The organism is Pseudorhizobium sp. NPDC055634, assembly GCF_053618655.1.
In genome coordinates this window covers 1-12806 of the sequence record NZ_JBSHHW010000007.1, presented here as the reverse complement: position 1 = coordinate 12806, position 12806 = coordinate 1, and the positions used below count along the sequence as shown (strand labels likewise).

10 protein-coding genes are annotated in these 12806 nt (G+C 61.6%); 1 reads left to right on the top strand and 9 read right to left on the bottom strand.

Going from position 1 to position 12806, the window contains the following annotated elements; translation table 11 throughout:
• The 4 genes from ACWGPT_RS12715 to epmA all read right to left on the bottom strand — a co-directional run bounded on the left by ACWGPT_RS12715 (position 1) and on the right by epmA (position 4001).
• A complete protein-coding gene (locus ACWGPT_RS12715) occupies positions 1-198 on the bottom strand; it encodes a hypothetical protein (RefSeq protein WP_452605980.1) in 198 nt (65 codons plus the stop codon).
• 461 nt (positions 199-659) lie between these two features.
• Positions 660-1544, bottom strand: a complete 885-nt coding sequence (purU, locus tag ACWGPT_RS12710; RefSeq protein ID WP_452605979.1) for a formyltetrahydrofolate deformylase — start codon at positions 1542-1544, stop codon at positions 660-662.
• Between the two features lie 340 nt (positions 1545-1884).
• The gene (locus ACWGPT_RS12705; protein WP_452605978.1) at positions 1885-2934 is read right to left on the bottom strand and encodes a lysine-2,3-aminomutase-like protein; all 1050 of its coding nucleotides are present in this window, start codon (positions 2932-2934) and stop codon (positions 1885-1887) included.
• On the bottom strand, positions 2931-4001 hold the full coding sequence (epmA, locus tag ACWGPT_RS12700; protein ID WP_452605977.1) for an EF-P lysine aminoacylase EpmA: 1071 nt from the start codon (positions 3999-4001) through the stop codon (positions 2931-2933). The genes ACWGPT_RS12705 and epmA overlap by 4 nt, the downstream gene beginning before the upstream one ends.
• A gap of 172 nt (positions 4002-4173) precedes the next feature.
• On the opposite strand from epmA, the gene efp reads away from it, so the two are divergent.
• A complete protein-coding gene (gene efp, locus ACWGPT_RS12695) occupies positions 4174-4743 on the top strand; it encodes an elongation factor P (RefSeq protein ID WP_452605976.1) in 570 nt (189 codons plus the stop codon).
• Between the two features lie 78 nt (positions 4744-4821).
• Here efp and ACWGPT_RS12690 read toward each other — a convergent pair whose 3' ends face one another.
• From ACWGPT_RS12690 to ACWGPT_RS12670, 5 genes are all read right to left on the bottom strand, one after another.
• Entirely contained in the window at positions 4822-6273 is a 1452-nt protein-coding gene (locus ACWGPT_RS12690; RefSeq protein ID WP_452605975.1) for an efflux transporter outer membrane subunit, read from the bottom strand.
• A 97-nt stretch (positions 6274-6370) separates the two neighbouring features.
• Positions 6371-9493, bottom strand: a complete 3123-nt coding sequence (locus ACWGPT_RS12685; RefSeq protein WP_452605974.1) for an efflux RND transporter permease subunit — start codon at positions 9491-9493, stop codon at positions 6371-6373.
• Positions 9494-9545: 52 nt separating this feature from the next.
• Complete coding sequence (locus tag ACWGPT_RS12680) at positions 9546-10742, bottom strand: efflux RND transporter periplasmic adaptor subunit (protein WP_452605973.1); 1197 nt, start codon at positions 10740-10742, stop codon at positions 9546-9548.
• 137 nt (positions 10743-10879) lie between these two features.
• Complete coding sequence (locus ACWGPT_RS12675) at positions 10880-11482, bottom strand: TetR family transcriptional regulator (RefSeq protein WP_452605972.1); 603 nt, start codon at positions 11480-11482, stop codon at positions 10880-10882.
• 41 nt (positions 11483-11523) lie between these two features.
• Positions 11524-12465 (bottom strand): phosphoribosylaminoimidazolesuccinocarboxamide synthase, encoded by a 942-nt coding sequence (locus ACWGPT_RS12670; RefSeq protein ID WP_452605971.1) that lies wholly within the window; start codon positions 12463-12465, stop codon positions 11524-11526.
• Positions 12466-12806 lie beyond the last annotated feature (341 nt).

Below are 12806 nucleotides of genomic sequence, written 5' to 3'. Positions count from 1 at the left end.
TCAAGCATGAGCTGCGGCCTCGGTGTTGCGCGCACGCACGAGATCCCGGATGGCCAGCCGCACCTCGTCGGCCGAGGTGAAGCGGTGCTCGTCCAGGTCTATGACGTGGAACTTGACGGCAATGAACTTCAGCCGGTCTTCGTCCGGTACGACGATGCCGACCGGCTCTCCGCCGTATTCTATGACTTGCTTCTGCATGAGCAGACTCTCCTGTGGCTGTCGGCGACAGCTCTGACGAATGAATTTTCTGGAACGGATGATCCGGATCGTTACATTCGACAGCACATGAGAGCGACAAGCTCCGTGCCGTTCACTTTGAACGCTCCCCGACAAAAGGCGGCGACGCGCGTCATATCAAACATGTCACTCTCCTTTGGCGGTTGCACTTTTGCGGGCGACCGAAATCGCCAGCAGAACGGACCTTAGCCCGAATTGGATTCATCGGCAACGAAATTTACCTTATCTAGGATATTTTTCTTTCCGATGACAGAATTACGGCTGAAATGAGAAATTCTATTGCGTCTCTGCCGTGGTTGCTGCGACATTTAGATAAGGCTGCGAGAGCCATGCGCAAGGCCCGCGAGCGCAAAACCGCTCTGCGCCCGCCCAAAATCTCATCGGGATCTCCGTGGAGGGTCCTGGCTTGGCCGTGCGCCAGCTTAGCCCATGCGTTCCGACGCGTAGCTTCCAGGGCTCGGCGGGAAGACGATGGTGCGGTTGCCGTTGAGGAAAACCCGACGGTGGATATGCGCATGGATGGCGCGGGCCAGGACCTGGCTTTCCACGTCGCGGCCCAGCGAGACGTAGTCTTCCGGGCTCTGCGCATGGGTGACGCGCACCGTGTCCTGTTCGATGATCGGGCCTTCGTCGAGATCCGCGGTGACGTAATGGGCGGTGGCGCCGATCAGCTTGACGCCGCGCTGATACGCCTGCTTGTAGGGGTTCGCTCCCTTGAAACTCGGCAGGAAGGAGTGGTGGATGTTGATGATCCTTCCCGACATCTTCGAGCACAGCTGATCGGAGAGAACCTGCATATAGCGGGCGAGGACGATCAGGTCGGTGCCGGTCTGCTCGACCAGTTCCAGAAGCTGCGCCTCGGCCTGCGGCTTGTTCTCCTTCGTGACCTTGATGTGATGGAAGGGGATGTCGTGGTTCACCACCACCTTCTGGTATTCGAAGTGGTTGGAGACGACCCCCACAATGTCGATCGGCAGTGCGCCGATCTTCCACCGATAGAGCAGGTCGTTGAGGCAGTGCCCGAACCGCGACACCATCAGAAGGACCTTCATCCGGTCGGAGGCATCATGGATTTCCCAGGCCATTCCGAACCGGCTCGCGACGGGCGCGAAGCTCTCGACCAACTCCGGCCGGCTTGCGCCCTCCTCGGAGATGAAGGAGACGCGCATGAAGAACTTGTTCGTGTCGAGGTCGTCGAACTGCGAGGAATCGATGATGTTGCAGCCCTTGTCCGCAAGGAAGCCCGAAATCGCGGCCACGACGCCGCGCGTCGAGTTGCAGGTTACGGTAAGGACGTAGTTCGTCATCGGGATTTCCTCTATTCACGGAACGATTTGTATACATGGGTGAGGCGCAGGATCAATTCCCGCCCATCGAATCATTCCTGACTGGGTGTTGTCGGATCTGACTCATATTAAGGACAGCCTTCATCGGGGTGAAGTGCGCCATTTGACACCACGATAGCGGCGACCTGAATTCATTGTCTTTATTCCCTGGAAAAGCGCCACCCTCTCCGACATGGAGACAATCCAATCCGCCAGCGCGGCAGGATGTCCACGGCTCACAATGATCGGGCCTTCGGCAAGAATAACCGGGATACCTCTGCGCCAGTGCCGGCTTGTATGCAGGGTCGGCGTCCGGACCCGCTCACGCCTCCGGTGGGTAACGGTGTTCGGTTCCGGAAAAGTCCCGCACGAGAGAGTGGCAGTCGTCGGTGCGGACAGCGCAGTCGCCGATAGGTGCCTTGCCATGGCCACCGGGGATATCGAGTACGTAAGTGGGCTGGCAAAGACCCGATATGCGGCCACGCAGGGCGGCGACGATCCTTTGCCCCTCGGCGATATCGAGGCGAAAATGGCTGGTGCCGGGGGCGAGGTCCGGGTGATGCAGGTAATAGGGCTTCACGCGCGTCTCGACGAACGCCCTCATCAGGTCCGCCAGAACCGCGGGGTCGTCGTTCACCCCCTTGAGGAGAACGGTCTGGCTGACCATCGCAATTCCCGCATCGACCAGGCGCGCGCAGGCGGCTCGCGCCGCCTCAGTCATTTCGCTGGGGTGGTTTGCATGAAGGGCCACATACGTGGTCTTGCCGCTGGACTTCAGGGCGGTGATGAGGTCCGCGATGATCGATCCGGGGTCGACGACGGGCACCCGGGTATGAAAGCGTACGATCTTCACGTGCCCGATGGCGGAGAGGCCCTGCATGATCTCGCCAAGGCGGCGCGGGGACAGGACGAGCGGGTCGCCGCCGGTCAGAATGACCTCCCAGATTTCCTCGCGAGACCGGATATAGTCGAGAGCAGCCTCCAGTTCCTCCGCCGTCATCATGCCGTCACCCTGGGGCCCGACCATTTCCCTTCGGAAGCAGAAGCGGCAATAGACGGGGCAGACGTGCACGGCCTTGAGCAGGACGCGATCCGGATAACGGTGCACCACGCCCTTCACGGGCGTGTGGGCGTGATCGCCAATGGGATCGGCGCGTTCTTCCGGCGTGGTTTCGAGTTCGCCCGCGCTGGGAATGAACTGCCGGGCAATGGGATCGTCAGGATCGGCGGGATTGATCAAGTTCGCCATCTCGGGCGTGATCGCCAGGGCGTATCGCTTCGAGACCTCCTCGATCGGTTCGATCTGAGCATGATCGACGAGCCCTGCCGCGGCAAGGTCCCGGGCGGTCTTGAGCGCGACGGGGCGGGTCATGGCAGCGTCTCCGCAACCGGCGCCCACATCACGTCGTCGATACGGCCCGCGCCGGTGGCGAGCATGACCAGGCGGTCAAATCCCAGCGCTGCGCCACTCGCTTCCGGCATGGCCTCAAGAGCCCGGAGAAAATCCTCGTCGATAGGGTAGGTCTCTCCATAGATGCGCGTCTTCTCGGCCATCTCATGCTCGAAGCGCCGGCGCTGCTCGCCGGCATCGGTGAGTTCGCCGAACGCGTTCGCAAGTTCGACGCCGCAGGCATAGAGTTCGAACCGCTCCGCCACCCTTGGGTCGTCGGCGGAAGGACGCGCGAGTGCTGCCTCGGCCACGGGGTATTCGCAGAGGATCGTTGCCCGTTCCATGCCGAGTTTCGGCTCGATCTTCTCCACCAGCACGCGGCTGAAGAGATCGGACCAGGTATCGTCATGGGCATGGCGTATGCCTGCCTGCGTCAATCCGGCGGCAAGACCCTCGCGGTCGGTCCGGCCGTCGCCAGTGATCGACGAGAGAAGGTCAATTCCGGCAAACCGGCGGAAAGCCTCGGCAACGGTGATGCGTTCAATTTCGGCGAAGGGATCGATGCTGGTGCCACGATAGGTGAGGCGGGTCGTGCCGGCAGCCTCGGCGGCGAGTGCGAGAAGGTCGCCGCAATCCTTCATCAGTTGCCTGTAGTCCTCCCCCACGCGGTACCATTCGAGCATGGTGAATTCCGGGTGGTGGAGCGGGCCGCGCTCGCGGTTGCGATAGACATGCGCAAAGGAGAAGATCCGCCGCTCTCCCGCAGTGAGCAGCTTCTTGCATGCAAACTCCGGAGACGTGTGCAGATAAAGCGGGGACGGGCGCCCGTCGATCGTCAGCGCTTCTGTCGTGAAGGCATGAAGATGCGTTTCGTTTCCGGGCGAAACCTGGAGCGTAGCGGTGTCGACTTCCACGAAATCCTCGTCGTGGAAGTGCCGGCGCAGGCTTGCCTGTAGCCGGTTGCGGGCAAGAAGAAGCGGGCGGCGGTCAGCATGCACCTGCGGCTCCCACCAGGGAGAGCGACCGGATGTGGAACCTGAGCGCTGCATATGATGGTCCTGCTCGTAAGCTTTTGTGGCGTGCTTGCCCGGCGAGGCTTCCTATTTGCCGGTTTTTAGGCTAGTTGCGCCGAGAAATACTTATCCGTCCGCCGGATCGGCCTGTCGGTCCTCTACGACGCATCTCCGGCGGTTACAAGCCGGCAGCTACAAGGGAATACTCATGGTCAAGGTCATCGCTTCCTCCGTTCGCAAGGGCAACGTCCTGGATGTGGACGGCAAGCTTTATGTGGTGCTTACGGCGCAGAACTTCCATCCGGGCAAGGGTACGCCCGTCACCCAGGTGGACATGCGCAGGATCGTCGATGGGGTCAAGGTTTCCGAACGCTGGCGCACGACCGAGCAGGTCGAACGGGCTTTCGTGGAAGACGTGAACTTCCAGTACCTCTATGAGGACGGCGAAGGCTTCCATTTCATGAACCCGGAAAGCTATGACCAGGTGGTCGTCGACGTCGACACGATGGGCGACCAGAAGGCCTACCTCCAGGAAGGCATGACCTGCATCCTGTCCATGCACGAAGGCGTGCCGCTTGCCGTTGAACTGCCGCGTCACGTGACACTGGAGATCACCGAGACGGAACCGGTCGTGAAGGGTCAGACCGCCTCCTCGTCCTACAAGCCCGCCATGCTCTCGAACGGCCTTCGCACCATGGTGCCGCCCCACATCAACGCCGGCACCCGCGTCGTGATCGCCACCGAAGACAACTCCTACGTCGAGCGCGCCAAGGACTGACGCAAGCCGTCATCCACTGAACAAAAAAACCTCCGGGGCTTCGCCACCGGAGGTTTTTTGTTGTCTCTTGTGCTTCGGTTACTTGGTCGGCAGCGCCGCCGCCGATGCGACGAGCGGACCGCCACCGGTGGCGTAGCCGTATCCGCCGCCGATGGCGACGTTCAGCGCGACGAAATCCTGGGCCATCTGCTGGACCGCCGCAGCGAGGTTTGCCTGGGCCGTGGAAACCTGGCGCTGTGCATCCAGGACGTCGAGCAGCGACGAGGCGCCGTCGCGATAGCTTGCGGTCGCAAGATCGAGCGCTTCTTCGTAGGAGCGAACGGTATTGCGAAGAGCTTCCACCGTCCTGGCGTCGCGTGCGACAGCGGCCAGGGCGTTCTCGACCTCCTCGACCGCGTTGAGCACGGTTTCCTTCCAGGAAAGATAGGATTCCCGCGCGGAGGATTCCGCGCTGCTCAGGTTAGCCTTGAGGGCGCCGCCGTCGAAGATCGGCAGGGACAGGCCCGGACCGAACGACCAGTTCAAGAGCCCGCCTTCGGAGCCGCCGACGACACGGGTATAGGAGGGCTGGATCGCGCCGCTCAGGGTAATTGCCGGATAGAGTTGAGCCTCGGCCACGCCGATCTCGGCGACCGCCGATGCCAGTTGCCGCTCCGCAGCGCGGATGTCCGGGCGGTTGCGGATCAGGTCGGCGGGCACGCCGGCGCTGGCCTTGAAGCGGGCTACCGGTTGGCGCGCACCTTTTTGAAGTTCCGGAAGCAAGGACGAGGCGGGCAGGCCCAGCAAGGTCGCAACCCGGTGTGCGGCCTGACGGAACTGCGTTTCAAGGCCCGGAATCTCCGCCAACGTGCTATTGACCAGACCTTCCGCCTGGACGACGTCGAGACGCGATGCCGCTCCGGCTTCCAGCTGCAGGCGTGTCAGCTCAAGCGTTTCTCGGCGGGAAGAGAGGTTCTCGCGCGCGATGGCGATCCGTTCCTGATAATAGCGCACGTCGATATACGCGGCGACGAGCTGCGACAGGAGGGTCAGGCGGGCCACGTCGACGCTCGCATATGCTGCGCCCAGCTGGGCAAGCGCACTCTCTCTGGAACGCTTGTAGAGGCCGAAGAGATCGAGGAACCAGGATGCGCTCAGGGAGGCACTCGCCGAGGTCCGCGTCTCCAAGGACGTCGGGTTTACCGTTCCGCCCAGCCTCTCAGCTCCGGCTCGATCCCCATCAGCGGTCAGATCCAGCGACGGCAGGCCACCGGCGCCGGCCGTGATGACGGCCGCCTCAGCCTGATTGATTCGCTCCAGGGCCTGCAGAACGCTCAGGTTCTGAGCAAGGCCCTGGTCGACATAGCCGTTCAAGCGGCTGTCGCGGAAGGCTGTCCACCAGGCCGTGTCTGCGATGTTGCCATTGGTGGTATTGGGGCCTTCCGCGAATTTCGCGGGAAGGGTGATCTCCGGCGAGACATGCTCGGGGCCGACAACGCAGCCGGACAGGAGAAGCAAGGCGAGTGGAGCCGCTACGTTGATAGATTTCATATCTTTGTCCCAAATGCCCTATCGGAAATTCAAATGCGCCGGCATGGCTTAAGCACGTCCCCGCCTGAATCGAATGATTTCGGCGGGGACACGCTACTCATCCTTTATCGGATGCCACGATGTCTGGATTTTTACGATTTGATAACCGCCTGACCACAACAAAGAAGGAAGGAACGAAGAAAATTCCCAGCAGTGTTGCAGAAAGCATACCCCCCAGAACCCCGATGCCGATCGCATTCTGAGCTGCCGAGCCGGCCCCGGTGGCGATGGCCAGCGGTACGACCCCGAGGATGAAGGCAAGCGATGTCATGACGATCGGCCGGAGGCGAAGGCGGGCGGCTTCGAGGGCAGCCTCGATCACGCCCATACCCTGTTCCTGCCTGTCCTTGGCGAATTCCACGATCAGAATCGCGTTCTTGGCGGCCAGTCCAATCGTGGTGAGAAGTCCCACCTTGAAGTAGACGTCGTTCGACTGGCCGAAGAGATAGGCAGCACCCAGTGCTCCGAGCACGCCGACCGGAACGGCCAGGATGACGGAGAAGGGTACGGACCAGCTCTCGTAGAGCGCGGCAAGGCAAAGGAAGACGATCAGCACCGACAGGGCATAGAGAAGCGGCGCCTGCGAACCCGAGAGCCGCTCCTGGTAGGAAATGCCCTGCCATGCCACGGAATAGCCGCCCGGCAGTTCAGCCGTCAGCCGCTGCATTTCGTCCATCGCCTGACCGGTGCTCACGCCGGGGCCGGCCGCGCCTTCGAGGGAAATGGCGCTGGTGCCGTTGTAGCGGGCCAGCTGCGGCGTTCCTCCAACCCACTCGACGGTGCTGAAGGCGGAGAAGGGCACCATCTCGCCGGCATTGTTGCGAGCATACCAGTATTTGAGATCGTCCGGCTGCATCCTGAAGGGTGCGTCCGCCTGGACATAGACCGGCTTCAACTCGTTGTTCAGCGTGAAATCGTTGACGTCACGCCCGGCAAAGATGGTTGCGAGCATGGAGTTGACGGTTGCGAGGTCCACGCCCATCGCGCCCAGCTTCTCCTGGTCGAGAAGAATCCTGAGCTGGGTTTCCTCACGCTGGCTGTTGGTGCGCAGCGAACTGATGTTGGGGTTCGCCGCTGCCGTCTGCATCAACTGCCGGGAGGCGGTGGTGAGCGCGTCATTGCCGTTGCCGCCGCTATCCACGAGGTACATGGAAAAGCCGCTGGACGTGCCGAGGCCCTGGATCGCAGGCGGAAGGAGCGCGAAGACCTGGGCGTCACGCAATGTGAAGAAGTATCCGCTTGCTCGCTGGACGATTTCTGCAGCCGACTGGCCAGGGCCGGTTCGCTCGCCGAAGTCGGTCAGTTTCGTGAACACGATGGCATTGTTCTGGCCGCTGCCGCCGAAGCTGAAGCCGAGCACGCCGAATACGTCGGCGACATTCTCCTTCTCCTGCTCGAGGAAGTACTTCTCGACGTGCTTCACGACGGCGTCGGTTCTGGCCGTCGTCGAGCCGGCTGGCGTCTGGATGATCGTCAGCAGCACGCCCTGGTCTTCCTGCGGAAGGAAGGAGCTTGGCAGGCGGGTGAAGATCAGTGCGCAGCCCGCAATGATTACGGCGAAGACGACGAAGACGCGCAACGGGCGCTTCAGCAGGTAGCCGATGGACGAAACATAGGCGTTCGTGGAGCGATCGAAGCCGCGATTGAACCATGCACCGATGCCGCGGCCCTTCTTCTGGTGATCGATAGGCTTCAGCATCGTCGCGCAGAGCGCGGGTGTCAGGACAATCGCAACGACCGCGGAAAGGAGCATCGCAGATACGATCGTCACCGAGAACTGGCGGTAGATGATGCCGGTGGAGCCGCCGAAGAAGGCCATCGGAATGAAGACGGCCGTCAGCACCAGTGCGATACCGATGATCGCACCGGTGATCTCGCCCATCGACTTTTCCGTCGCCTCGAGCGGGCCGAGGCCCTCTTCGTCCATGATGCGCTCGACATTCTCGACGACGACGATCGCATCATCGACCAAAAGACCGATCGCCAGCACCATGGCGAACATGGTGAGGGTGTTGATGGAGTATCCTGTCAGCGCAAGAATTCCGAACGTGCCGAGAAGAACGACGGGAACGGCGATCATCGGGATCAGCGTCGCGCGAAGGTTCTGGAGGAAGATAAGAAGGACGACGAAGACGAGAATGATCGCCTCGATCAGCGTATGGACGACCTTCTCGATCGAAAGCTCGACGAATGGCGTTGTGTCATAGGGATAGGTAATCTCGACGCCTTCGGGCAGGGTAGGGGCGAGCTCCGTCAATGCGGTCTTGACACGATCGGCGGTATCCAGCGCGTTCGCGCCCGTCGCGAGATTGACGGCAAAACCGGTGGAGGGAAGGCCGTTCTGCCGCGAGCTCGAGCCATAGCTCTCCTGCCCGATCTCGACCCTTGCCACGTCGCTCAATCGCACCGTCGCGCCGTCCTGCTCGACCTTAAGGATGATCGATTCGAAATCGTCGACGGTGGTGAGCTGGCTCTGGGCGGTCATGGTGACCGTCAGCTGCTGGCCCTCGACGGAGGGAAGTCCGCCGAGTGAACCGACTGAGACCTGGGTGTTCTGCGCCTGGATGGCGGATGTCACGTCCGTGGGCGTGAGCTGGTATTTCTGAAGCTTCAGAGGATCGAGCCAGATGCGCATCGCATAGCCGGAGCCGAAGATGTCGATGCTGCCGACCCCTTCCAAGCGCTTGATCTGGTCTTCGATGGCGGTCGAAAATACGTCGCCGAGATCCACGGAGCTCCGTTTGCCGTCGGTGGAGACGAGCGCACCGACCATCAGGATGCTCGATGTGGAGCGCGTTACCGAAATGCCGGCCTGCTGAACCACGTCGGGAAGCTGGGACTGGACGAGCTGCAGCTTGTTCTGCACCTGAACCTGGGCGATCTCGGGATCGACCGCAGTGCCGAACGTCAGCGTGATCGAGGCGCTTCCCGTGCTCGACGACGAGGTCATGTAGGTCAGGTCGTCGAGGCCGGTCATGCCGTCCTCTATGATGCTGGTCACCGACTTCTCGACGGTCTCCGCGCTCGCGCCGGTGTAGGATGCGTTGATGCGCACGGTCGTGGGAGCAATGTCGGGGTATTGCGAGATCGACAGCGTCGAGATCGCGAGGGCGCCACCAAGCATGATGACGATTGCGATGACCCAGGCGAACACGGGCCGCCGGATGAAGTACTTGGCCATTTGAAAATCCCTTGGCGCTGGGCTTACAGCATGTCTTGACGGATGAGGGCTGTCACTGGGCTGCCGGTTCGGTCTGCGCGGCCGGCTCGGTTGGAACAACCAGGCCGCTGTCGTCGACAGTCGATTCGACCGGTGCGACCGTCGCTCCGTCGCCGATCCACTGGAAACCGTCCACGATCAGGCGATCGCCATCGGCGATGCCCTCCGCCACCAGCCAATTGTTGCCGGAGACCTGGCTGACCGGGAAGATGCGCGTCTCGACCTTGTTGTCGGCAGATACGAACTTCGCGGAGAGCTCGCCGCGCGCGTTGCGCGTGGCCGCCCTTTGCGGGATCAGGTAGCCGGCTTCGACGCCCAGCGTGACCTCGGCTCGGACATACATGCCCGGCAGGATGATCTCGTCTTCGTTCGGGAACACGGCGCGGATCTGGTAGGTGCCCGTGGTCTCGCTGACGGCCATTTCCGACATGTCGAGCTTTCCGGTGTGCGGATAGACGGTGCCGTCCTCGAGCGTCAGCTGCAGTTCGGCCTGGCTGGGTCCGCCGGTCAGCCGTCCCGATGCCATGGCATTGCGAAGCTCGAGAAGATTGGTGCTCGACTCGGTCAGGTCTATGTAGATCGGATCGATCTGGCGAAGCGTCGTCAGTGCGTCAGCCTGATTGGCGGTAACGATATTGCCGATGCTCACATTGGATATGCTCGTCACGCCATCGAAGGGTGCCCGGATCTTGGTGAGGTCGAGATTGATTTCGGCCGTGCGCAAGGCCGCCTTGGCCTGGGCAACGTCCGCTTCGGCCTGGAGGAGGGTGACGCGGGCATTTTCATACTCGATCTGCGTCGCGCCACTGTTCACCAGGCGCTCGTAACGCGCGAGGTTCGCCTGCGCGCTCGGGATCGACGCTTCTGCCTTGGCAACGGTGGCTCGCGCCTCTGCGAGCGCTGCGCTGTAGGTATCGTCCTCGATCTGGAAGAGCAGGTCACCGGTCTTTACCTCGCTACCTTCCTTGAAGGAGATCTCGCGGATCGCACCCGTTACGCGAGGTCGAATGCCGGCTTCGTGGAAGGCGGAAGCGCGGCCCGGCAGGATGCGGGTGATGGGAAACTCGCCCTTCGTCATGGTGACGACGCTCACGGGGGACGGTGGTCGCTCCTGGGCCGCGCCACCGGCCGCGGTCTCCGGGCTTGAATCGCTGCAGGCCGTCAAGGCGAGCGAGAGGAAAAGGGGAAGGAAGAGAGCACGTCTGTTCATCAGCGTCATCCAAAGATTGCGGCTATGTATGTGGGCAAACCCAGGCAGTAGCGTACAGCGACCAAGGCTCGAATACGATTGGCGTCCAAGGCCCGGGAAATCCAGAGCCGGTTAAAAGTGACGTAAAAGAGAAATCGTCACTTTGCAAGCGGACTTTGCAGTGCAGCATTGACCAGTCTCGCTATCCCAGCACAGCGGTCCTGCAACTCGTCTTCGGTTGCTTCGGCAAGGAATACCGGGTGCAGAACGCTTGCAAATGCGGAACTGACGAAGCCTGCGACGGCCACCGGATCGTCACAATGATAGACGCCGCTCCTGATCCCGTCCGTGATGAGATCACGAAAAAGTTCTTCGATCAGATCGCGGTAGTGCTGGCCGCTTTCGAGTTCGGCCTTCGGCATCAGGAACACGAGTTCCAGGAAGAAGGGGTTCTCGCGGATGTCCTGAAGATGCGCTTCCATCAGCTTTTGGACCACCAGGTGCAGGCGTTCGGGCGCCGGCGCCGGATCGTCGAAGCTGCTGAATCGCTCGACCATCCGGCGTACGTGACGGTCGCAGATCGCATCCACGAGGACGCTCTTCGAATGGAAGTGCTTGAAGACGTTGGCCGGAGACATGTTGAGCTGCTGGGCGATGTCGGCAATCGACGACTTGGCGATGCCCTGCGTCCTGAACAGCGTCTCAGCCGTCGCGAGGATATCCTCTCGTGTCTCTTCCGCTTTGCGTCGGGGTCTGCGCAATCCGTCCTCTCTTCTTTTGATGCCGGTGTCCTTCGGGATGATCAGAAATAGGGCTGCAGGTTCTGCCGAATACGGTCGAGGATTGTCGCGCCGCTTCGGTCCGGCTGGAAGGCCTGTCCGGTGATCTTTTCGTAGGCGGTCCGATAAACGTCGGCGGTCGCCTCGATAAGGGAGGCGGGAATCTCCGGAATCTCGTCCTTATAGGGATCGCACCGTTCCGCGACCCAGGAGCGTACGAAATCCTTGTCGAAGCTTTCGGGACGCTCTCCCGTGGTGAACCTCTCATTATATGTCGAGGCTATCCAGTAGCGGCTGCTGTCGGGGGTGTGGATTTCGTCGGCGAGGATGATCGTGCCGTCGCCGTCCACGCCGAACTCGTATTTGGTGTCGGCAAGGATCAGTCCCCGCCGTGCCGCAAGGTCCTGCCCGCGCTTGAAAAGCGCCAGCGCGTACCGGGACAATGTCTCCCACTGGGATTGCGTCAGCAGTTTCTGCTCGACGATCTCCGCGGGCGTCAGCGGCTCGTCATGGCCGCCGTCGAAAGCCTTGCTCGTCGGCGTGATGACCGGGGCAGGGAGCACTTCGTTGTCGCGAAGGCCGTCGGGAAGGTCGAGACCGTACATGTCTCGCCGGCCCTGCTTATAGAGTGTCAGGAGCGAGGTCCCCGTCGTGCCCGCGAGATAGCCCCGCACGACGATCTCCACCGGCAGAATGTCGAGACGCTTGCCGACCACGACATTGGGATCCGGATAGGCGAGCACATGATTGGGGCAGATGTCGCGGGTTGCGTCGAACCAGTAGCGGGCTGTCTGCGTGAGGACCTGTCCCTTGTCTGGAATGGAGGTCAGGATGCGGTCGAAGGCACTCAGCCTGTCGGTGGCTATAATGATGCGGCGCCCGTCGGGCAGGTCGTAATTCTCCCGCACCTTTCCGTGGTAATGGTTCGGGAGTTCGGGGATGAAGGCTTCGGATAGGACGCGCACGGGGTCACCTTGATATGCGGGGGAAGTCTTCATCTTCATGCACGAGGGGGGCAGGCAAGACAAGACGAGGGATCCCGCCCTGGCAGGTTTGGCCGGTCTTCGCGCCGGAATCCCGACCGGACGCGACCGGTTGGCACCAATCCCTCCGCAGGCCTCTCCCCAATAGGGACGCTCTGACCCTTGCCTTGTGTCGATTTACCGGCGTTTTGGCCGTTGGTTTTGGAATTTGTGTTTTATATCAGATGCTTGGATGAAAGTTTGGATGATTTTGAAAATCCGTGTTGACTTGTTTTGGGGGTTGGGACTATAAACCGCTCACCAACGAGGGCGGCGGCGCTGCT

Bases quoted from the DNA above. Each gene is read 5' to 3' on its own strand.
- epmA (WP_452605977.1), bottom strand. From the start codon at position 4,001: ATGCAGCGCTCAGGTTCCACATCCGGTCGCTCTCCCTGGTGGGAGCCG.
- purU (WP_452605979.1), bottom strand. From the start codon at position 1,544: ATGACGAACTACGTCCTTACCGTAACCTGCAACTCGACGCGCGGCGTC.
- efp (WP_452605976.1), top strand. From the start codon at position 4,174: ATGGTCAAGGTCATCGCTTCCTCCGTTCGCAAGGGCAACGTCCTGGAT.
- ACWGPT_RS12705 (WP_452605978.1), bottom strand. From the start codon at position 2,934: ATGACCCGCCCCGTCGCGCTCAAGACCGCCCGGGACCTTGCCGCGGCA.
- ACWGPT_RS12715 (WP_452605980.1), bottom strand. From the start codon at position 198: ATGCAGAAGCAAGTCATAGAATACGGCGGAGAGCCGGTCGGCATCGTC.
- ACWGPT_RS12680 (WP_452605973.1), bottom strand. From the start codon at position 10,742: ATGAACAGACGTGCTCTCTTCCTTCCCCTTTTCCTCTCGCTCGCCTTG.
- ACWGPT_RS12690 (WP_452605975.1), bottom strand. From the start codon at position 6,273: ATGAAATCTATCAACGTAGCGGCTCCACTCGCCTTGCTTCTCCTGTCC.
- ACWGPT_RS12685 (WP_452605974.1), bottom strand. From the start codon at position 9,493: ATGGCCAAGTACTTCATCCGGCGGCCCGTGTTCGCCTGGGTCATCGCA.